We start from the raw sequence: 6,800 nt of genomic DNA, 5'->3' as shown, positions 1-6,800 counted from the left end.
ATAGTATTATGTTAATAAATAAATATAATGTCAATTTAAAAATTAATTTAATTATAAATAAATCAACAAGATGAATAAAGATCAATGGTATATATTAAAGCCTTACTATCTTAAAGCTTTACCAAAAGATTTTGTCCCACTATACTGCCCCTCTAATGAATGCGCTAAATATCATCAAACAGGGTACAGACACCTTGATCGGGGAAGAGGATTTAAAAAGCAAAATGGCTTCTAATAAGCCATTACGGGTCAAATTAGGCGTAGACCCTACTCGCCCTGACCTCACTTTTGGCCATCTAGTCGTATTCAATAAATTGCGCCAATTTCAGGAGCTTGGGCACCAAGCTGTCTTGATTATAGGGGATTACACAGCTATGATAGGCGATCCTTCAGGTCGTTCCGCCACCCGTCCGGTGCTATCTACGGAAGAGGTTCAAATAAACGCCAAAACTTATCTCGACCAGGTTTTTAAGGTTCTGGATAAGGATAAAACCGAAGTTCGCTATAATAGTGAATGGTTTAAGGATATGACGTTTGCGGACTCCTTAAACTTGGCACGCAAAATGACCGTTGCCCGCATGCTCGAAAGGGACGATTTTTCCAAGCGCTATCAACACAATACCCCCATTTCGATTGTAGAGTTCCTCTACCCGCTCGTCCAAGGCTATGATTCTATAATGGTTCAGGCAGACGTTGAGCTCGGCGGCACCGACCAGCTTTTCAACCTACTCGTAGGCAGGATCTTACAAAAGGATGCCGGCATGTCTGAGCAAGCCGTTATCTGTATGCCCCTGCTCGTTGGCTTAGATGGCGTGCAAAAGATGTCGAAAAGCTATGATAATTACATTTCTTTTAATGATACGGCTAAGGATATGTTTGGTAAAATCATGTCTATTAGCGATGACACCATGTGGGTTTATTACGAATTACTGCTTTTAAAGACACCTCATGAAGTCGAGCAACTCAAAGACGCTCACCCCATGGCCATGAAAAAGGCGCTCGCCCAGGCACTTGTTTCCCGTTTTTATTCACCGGAACAAGGAGCTCATGAGCTCGCCCAATTCGAATCTGTCTTCTCTAAAGGAAACTTACCGGAGGATATGCCTGAGTTTAGCTTTGCTAGCCTATCGCCTGAGCTCACAATGAATTTAATTGATCTGATTGCCGCAACTCAATTATTCCCGAGTAAAAAAGAAATTAGGAGGCTGCTAGAGCAAGGTTCCGTTAAAGTCGATAATGAAAAGGCAACGGATCCGTTTATGCCAATCGAAGTAACCCAAGACGCTCATATTTTTCAGATTGGAAAAAGAGTCTATTTCAAGCTACTTCCCTAAGCGCCCACATTCACACAAAAGATTTATCCTCGCCATCCTTTACACCTTCATCAATATTAGATGAGAGAAAGGAATCTCCAACCGTTTCCTGTTGTCATGAAGTTATTTCAGACCATAAAACACTTTTTCCCTATACTTTGCGCGTTCAAAGGGTATTCATTACGCAAACTTAAGGCAGACGCAAAAGCGGGCTCTACGGTATCTTTACTCGATTTCCCCCAAGGGATGGCATATGCTTTATTAGCCGGCTTCCCCGTCACCTTCGGGATCTATGCCTCAGCCATTGGTTCGATTTTGGGCCCTATTTTTGCCAGCTCGCGCTACCTGATGCTCGGGCCAACAAACGCCACGGCCGCTCTTATTTTGAGTGCTTTTCTAGCGCTAGGTCTCCCTCCGGAAATAGCGATCATCGCCCTTCCCACGCTCGTCCTCATGGTCGGCGTTGTTCTCATCCTTGGCTCTGTACTGCGGCTTGCTGCTCTTACGCAATATGTTTCCATGAGTGTTGTTTCGGGCTACATAACCGCAGCCGCTCTCCTCATTATAATCAACCAGCTAGACCAGGCAACAGGCCTCCATATCCCCAGAGAACCAACTTTTTTTACTGCTTTTAGCGAGATCATCAAACAGGTCGGGGTCATTCAAATCCCTTCTGTGTTGATTTCAATATTTACAGCACTCGTGTACATCGCGCTGAAAAAAGCCCGCCCACATTGGCCTAACATCATTTTAGCCATCTTGTTAAGCGCTCTTTTAGGGTCTGTGATGTCCCAATTTAAAATATCCGTAGAGTTTTTGGACGCATTTCCTCCGGGGCATTGGCCTCTCTCTATTCCCGAGTTTACGTTTGAGTTGATTAGCCGCTTGGGGGCTACGGCCTTTGCAATCGCTTTCCTGGTTATCCTAGAGAGTTCTTCTATTTCAAAAACCCTTGCCGCCCAATCGGGAGAAAGAATCGACCTCAATCAACAAATGCTGAGCCTCGGTTTCGCCAACTGCGCTAGCGCGTTTGGTTCTGGAATGACGATTTCCGGCTCACTCACCCGTTCTTCTCTTAATCGAGCCAGTGGCGCGCAAACTCCCTTGTCCAGTATTATAAGCGGCACGCTTTTGGTCATTGGCGTATTACTCTTAGGACCCTTCATCGGCCATATTCCCACTGCCTCGCTTGCTACCATTGTTATTATAGTGGGCTGCTCTTTAATTAACATAAAACACATCGGCGCCATCATCAAATCAACCCGATCCGATGCGACTGTCTTTCTGGTAACATTTTTTTCCGGTCTGCTCTTTCCGTTAGACCAAGCTATATATATAGGAGCCGCATCGTCTATTATACTCTTTCTCAAAAAGGTCAGTAAACCGCAACTTATTGCCTACTCCTTTAATAGCCACGGTGAGCTTACAGAAAAAACCAAAGGCTCGGGCGAACCCGAAATTCCCGGCATCTCTATTGTACATGTTGAAGGAGATCTTTTCTTCGGTTCTTCTGATATTTTCCTAGACCAAGCCAGGCTACTCTACGAAGATCCTAGCATCAAAGTGATTATTTTGCGAGTGCGCAACGCCCATCATATTGACGCTACAAGCGTCATGGCCATTGGCGATCTTGCTCGATTCGCCAGAGAGAAGGATAGAGATCTGATTATCAGTGGCGCAGGACATGATTTTGAGCGCGTCTTAAAAAACTCTGGCATCTACGACATTATAGGCGAAAATAATTTTTTCCCCAATAAACCCAAAAACCCAAATCTCTCCACCAAAGAGGCACTTAAGCGTGCCCAGGAAATTATTGGTCAAGAGACCGCAAATATTCACTTATTTACGGCCCCCCATGACACGAGATCTCCACTCGTCAAAACGGTTCAAAAGGTAACGCAACCTCCGTTTAAAAAATCCTAGTCAACTTACCGGCCAGCTGTATTTTCCAGCAAAGCTGCAGCCTCGTGGTCAACGAGCCATGTCACTTTCGTATTCAACGTTCGGAGCAATTGGGATGGGTGTTTCTTCACAGCTATAGCCCCCTCCAAAACCTCTTTCAAAACAGACGCTTTATTTGATCCTGTCACAACAATCACCACATGTGCGCATTTCCCCAATCCTTCAGGGGTGATGCTGAGCCGCCATCCTTTACCCGGAACATCAATCGCGGCGAAATTTTCTCCGCAGGGTTTTTCCAACAACAAGCTCCCTGGGAAAATAGAAGCGGTATGGCCGTCTTCCCCCATGCCTAAAAAACAGATATCAAACGTAGCATCATCGCCAAATTGCTTTTGCCAGGCTTGCCCATAAGCCTTTGCGGCATCTTGAGGCGCTAAATCAACCGGCCATGGTAATTTATGCGCGCCCTCAATACCAAGAGGCGCTAACAGCATACGATCCGCATTACCAAAATTACTCTCCTCACTGGAAAGCGGCACACAACGCTCATCGCTCACAGACCAAACAACATTCTTAAAATCATCTGAATCAAAGTGCCCTTGTTTGACCGCCCAGGCGTAAAAAGCCTTCGGGGTGCTTCCTCCAGTCAACCCTACCGTTACTTTTTTATTACAGGCCTCTTTGAGTAAAATGTCTTTAATCGCATTAAATACACCTTCCTGGTCCAAGATTTTGATATATTCCGACATGCTATCGTTGTGATTAAATTTTTGCTAATGCGTTAGTTGTTATCGCTTAAACTTTGTTTTGATCAAGTCTCGCATAGCTTCTGCCAGCTCTTGATTCTCAAACTTTTGAATAATCTCTTCAAAGAACCCGAATACAAGCAACTCTTCCGCCTGTTGTTTCTTGATCCCCCTGCTTTGAAAGTAAAATAGCTCACTAGGGTTAATCATACTGGAAGTAGCCCCATGTGAACATTTAACATCGTTTGCCTCAATCTCCAATCCGGGCAGCGAATTAGATTGCGCAGTCGGGCTAAGCAACAGATTGCGATTTGTTTGATAAGCGTCCGTTTTTTGCGCATTAGGCTCTACTCGAATAAGACCCGCAAAAATTGTTCTGGCGTTATCTAACAGTGCGTTTTTATAAAGTAGATCAGAAACCGTGTTCGGCGCTTCATGCGATTGGTAGGTACGTTGATCTATCTCTTGCTCATTATTCGCGACCGTTAAAGAATACATCTTAACATGCGCGCCTTCACCTTGAATATGGGTCTTTGCTTCTGTTCGCGCAGTCGAGCCCCCAAGATTCAATGAAGTTGATTTGAGCTGGGCATTCTTATCTGCCACGTTGTCATTAATTTGCAAAGAAAGCGTATTCTGGTTCCAATTTTGAACAGATTTATAAAACACATCCGCGCCTTCCTTGGCGATAATCGTTGCCAGACCGCAGGAAAAGGCTTTACTCTCCTTATTTTCGGATTGAAATACATCGATTAAGTTTGCCTTAGCCCCTTCTTCCGCAATCACAAGCGTGTGAGGGAAAAGAGCGCCTTGATCCGCCACAGACCAATGATACGAAATCAACGGTTCTTCTATCACTACATTTTTAGGAATATAAAGAAATGTACCTTCGCGGAAAAAGGTGGCATGTAGGTTAAAGAACTTATCCGAACCGATCGTTCCATAATTTTTCAGAAGATAAGGTTTCAATAAATCCACATCCTCCCTAATCGCTTCACTTAAGGGCTTCCAGCGAACACCTTGTTTGACCAGCTCTTCAGGCAAGCTTTTGAAGCAGATAGTGTAATCGTCCGCGAAAACCATTTTTCCGGCGAAAGAAGAAATAAAATTAGAGCGCTCTTCCAGCGTCTCTTCTATAGCGGGATCTAATTTTCCAGGCAAAGCATATTGAGCAAGCTCAAATTTTGTAGATCTTGAAAAGCGCCAGGTTTCATCCTTTGGTTTAGGAAACGGCAAAGCCTGATAAATCTCCCAACTCTTTTGCTTCTCCCCGTAAAGCCACGGGCAAATCGCATGATAGGATGATACATGAGACTGAAATGTCTGTAACTGCTCTAGCTTTAGCATGCTCGTCATTGATGTTTTGGCATCTTGTGATATAACCATTTTGAAAATTTTTTTATATATATTGTTGTATAAGAAACTATCCGACTGAGCCTTCCATCTCCATCTCGATCAACCGCTTGAGCTCAACGCTGTACTCCATAGGAAATTCGCGAACCAAATCGTTCACAAAGCCGTTTACGGCCAAGCTCATGGCCTCCGCTTCCGAAAGACCGCGTTGCATCATGTAGAAAATCTTCTCCGAATCTATCTTAGAGACACTGGCTTCATGCTGTACCGAGTTATGATCTCCCTGCACGGTAATCGCCGGATAGGTATCGGTACGGCTAGTCGCGTTGATCAATAAGGCATCGCACTCCGTATTGTTCTTACAATTCTTTAAATGCTTGGGAATGCTGACCATGCCACGATAGGTAGAACGGCCTTCTCCGATGCTTATCGATTTAGCGATAATGTTCGAAGTTGTTTCATCTGCCACGTGGATCATTTTAGCACCGGTATCTTGGTGTTGGCCATTGTTTGCAAGTGCAATTGAAAGCACCTCTCCGCGAGCCCTGCGACCTTTGAGAATAACCCCAGGATACTTCATCGTCAAACGAGACCCAATATTACAGTCGATCCAGCGCACTTCTGCGTCTTCCATAGCCATGCCGCGTTTGGTCACGAGATTGAACACGTTATTAGACCAATTTTGCACCGTAATGTATTGCAGCTTCGCACCCTTAAGGGCCACGAGTTCTACTACCGCACAGTGCAGCGTAGCCGTCTCAAACTTAGGCGCAGTACAACCTTCCATATAAGTCACCTCAGCGCCTTCATCAACAATGATCAAGGTACGCTCAAATTGGCCAAACATTTCCGCGTTAATTCGGAAATACGCCTGCAGGGGCTGCTTCACCTTCACGCCCTTTGGCACATAAATAAAACTGCCTCCACTGAAAACAGCACTATTCAGAGCGCTAAACTTGTTGTCCCCAGTCGGTATCACTTTGCCAAAATACGGCTTGAAGATCTCAGGATACTTCATAAGGCCTTCTGTAGAGCCTACAAAGATAACCCCTTCTTTCTCCAAACTTTTTTGCATATTGGAATAAGCGGCCTCACTATCAAACTGCGCTTCCACGCCCGCAAGAAACTTACGTTCTTGCTCAGGAATGCCCAGGCGTTCAAAGGTTCTTTTTACATCTTCCGGCACCTCATCCCATGAACGTGTTGGCTTGCTTCCTTGAGAGAGATAATAACGTATTTTTTCAAATTCAATATTATCGAGATCTTTGGATGCCCAGTGAGTTGGGATCGGTTTACTGAGAAAGACATCAAGCGCTTTATGTCGATGCTCCCGAATCCAATCTGCTTCTTCTTTAATATCTGAAATGTAATCAATCGTGTCATGGGTCAAGCCGAAGCCCGCATCATGCTTATACTTAACATCATAATGAAAGTAGCCCTTGGAACGATCTATATCAACGGGATTTGGTGTACTCATACTATAATA

At 44.6% G+C, this 6,800-nt stretch carries 5 protein-coding genes; 2 read left to right on the top strand and 3 right to left on the bottom strand.

The features are described 5' to 3' along the window. Window positions 1-155: 155 nt before the first annotated feature. Both AUJ82_03390 and AUJ82_03385 read left to right on the top strand, forming a co-directional pair. Window positions 156-1,334, top strand: a complete 1,179-nt coding sequence (locus AUJ82_03390) for a tyrosine--tRNA ligase (GenBank protein OIO60464.1) — start codon at window positions 156-158, stop codon at window positions 1,332-1,334. A gap of 60 nt (window positions 1,335-1,394) precedes the next feature. Next, the gene (locus tag AUJ82_03385) at window positions 1,395-3,236 is read left to right on the top strand and encodes a hypothetical protein (protein OIO60463.1); all 1,842 of its coding nucleotides are present in this window, start codon (window positions 1,395-1,397) and stop codon (window positions 3,234-3,236) included. Between the two features lie 5 nt (window positions 3,237-3,241). Here AUJ82_03385 and AUJ82_03380 read toward each other — a convergent pair whose 3' ends face one another. The 3 genes from AUJ82_03380 to AUJ82_03370 form a co-directional block, all read right to left on the bottom strand. Then, window positions 3,242-3,964 (bottom strand): 6-phosphogluconolactonase, encoded by a 723-nt coding sequence (locus AUJ82_03380; protein OIO60462.1) that lies wholly within the window; start codon window positions 3,962-3,964, stop codon window positions 3,242-3,244. 39 nt (window positions 3,965-4,003) lie between these two features. Beyond that, entirely contained in the window at window positions 4,004-5,308 is a 1,305-nt protein-coding gene (locus tag AUJ82_03375; GenBank protein OIO60490.1) for a Fe-S cluster assembly protein SufD, read from the bottom strand. 76 nt (window positions 5,309-5,384) lie between these two features. Next, window positions 5,385-6,791 (bottom strand): Fe-S cluster assembly protein SufB, encoded by a 1,407-nt coding sequence (locus tag AUJ82_03370; protein ID OIO60461.1) that lies wholly within the window; start codon window positions 6,789-6,791, stop codon window positions 5,385-5,387. Window positions 6,792-6,800: the final 9 nt, after the last annotated feature.

Source organism: Verrucomicrobia bacterium CG1_02_43_26, from assembly GCA_001872735.1.
GTDB lineage: Bacteria > Verrucomicrobiota > Verrucomicrobiia > Opitutales > CG1-02-43-26 > CG1-02-43-26.
Note: the sequence above shows the minus strand (reverse complement) of the source record. Positions and strands in the feature narration are given on the sequence as shown.

What these genes read in the sequence shown, in the direction of transcription:
- AUJ82_03380 (OIO60462.1), bottom strand. Translation starts at nt 3,964, where the DNA reads ATGTCGGAATATATCAAAATCTTGGACCAGGAAGGTGTATTTAATGCG.
- AUJ82_03385 (OIO60463.1), top strand. Translation starts at nt 1,395, where the DNA reads ATGAGAGAAAGGAATCTCCAACCGTTTCCTGTTGTCATGAAGTTATTT.
- AUJ82_03370 (OIO60461.1), bottom strand. Translation starts at nt 6,791, where the DNA reads ATGAGTACACCAAATCCCGTTGATATAGATCGTTCCAAGGGCTACTTT.
- AUJ82_03375 (OIO60490.1), bottom strand. Translation starts at nt 5,308, where the DNA reads ATGCTAAAGCTAGAGCAGTTACAGACATTTCAGTCTCATGTATCATCC.
- AUJ82_03390 (OIO60464.1), top strand. Translation starts at nt 156, where the DNA reads ATGAATGCGCTAAATATCATCAAACAGGGTACAGACACCTTGATCGGG.